Annotated in this window: 2 protein-coding genes; one reads left to right on the top strand and one right to left on the bottom strand. The window is 62.4% G+C overall.

Annotation, left to right across the window (positions count from 1 at the left end):
- A partial coding sequence (locus FJ980_RS33890) for a MarR family transcriptional regulator (RefSeq protein WP_140547699.1) occupies nt 1-453 on the bottom strand: 453 nt, incomplete at its 3' end.
- Nucleotides 454-551: 98 nt separating this feature from the next.
- Between FJ980_RS33890 and FJ980_RS33885 the strand changes: the two genes are divergently transcribed.
- Nucleotides 552-1,064, top strand: a 513-nt coding sequence (locus FJ980_RS33885) for an EamA family transporter (RefSeq protein ID WP_140547698.1), incomplete at its 3' end; no start/stop codon positions are given.

The raw sequence follows: 1,064 nt of genomic DNA, 5'->3' as shown, positions 1-1,064 counted from the left end.
GCGCGAAAGCGTTTCCCGTTCGGCTTGCGTCAGGCCGGAAAGAATCTCGTGCTCGTTGGCGACGTGGGCAGCAATGGCCTCGTCGATCAAAGCGAGGCCTTTTTCAGTCAGCCGCACGACGATGCCGCGCCGGTCGTTGGGATGCGGACCACGCACGATCAACCCTGAGGTTTCGAGCCGGTCGAGCCGGTTGGTCATGGCGCCCGAGGTCACCATCGTCGCCTCGTAAAGGGCGGTCGGGGTCAGCGCGTAGGGCGCGCCCGAGCGGCGCAACGTGGCCAGCACGTCGAATTCGCCGGCCTGCAATCCATAGCGCGCAAACAACGGCGCGAGGCGCTCGCGGGCAATCAGCGAGGATGCTTCATTCAACCGCCCGATCACGCCCATCGGCGAGACGTCAAGGTCCGGCCTCTCCCTGTTCCATTGTTCGATCGCTTTTGCCGCCCTGTCCATCTATTCTGCCATGTATCTTGACGTTAAGAATCTTTTCGTTATCTTATCGGAAAATGAAGTGGCGGCCAAGTGCCGGCGACGATGACGAGGACCATCAGATGAAATTTCTCTGGGATTCGGCGCTTGGCCTGCTGGTCGTGACGGGCGCCCTGCTTGGCCTGACGCTGCCGTTCGGCAAGCTTGCGACCGCCGCCGGCGTTCCGGCCATGGTCTGGGCCTTCGTCATCTCGCTCGGTGCCGGCGGCGTGCTGTTGCTGGCTCTCCTGCTGCGTGGCGAGCGCATCAAGCTTACGGCGCGCAAGCTGCGCTATTTCTTCGTCACGGCGGCGGTGTCCTATGCCTTTCCCAACCTCTTGATGTTTTCGGCCATCCCGCATCTCGGCGCGGGATATACGGGCATCATGTTCACGCTATCGCCGGTGATCACGCTCGTGTTCTCGATCTTGCTTGGCGTTCGGCGCCCCAACCTGCTCGGCGTCATCGGCATTGCGGTCGGCTTCATCGGTGCGGTCATGGTCGCGCTTACACGCGGCGAAGCTGGCCAACCGGCCGATTATTTCTGGGTAACGATCGGGTTGCTGATCCCGGTCAGCCTTGCCGCGGGCAACATC

This window comes from Mesorhizobium sp. B1-1-5, assembly GCF_006443065.1.
Lineage (GTDB): Bacteria > Pseudomonadota > Alphaproteobacteria > Rhizobiales > Rhizobiaceae > Mesorhizobium.
This window is presented reverse-complemented; position numbering and strand designations above follow the sequence as displayed.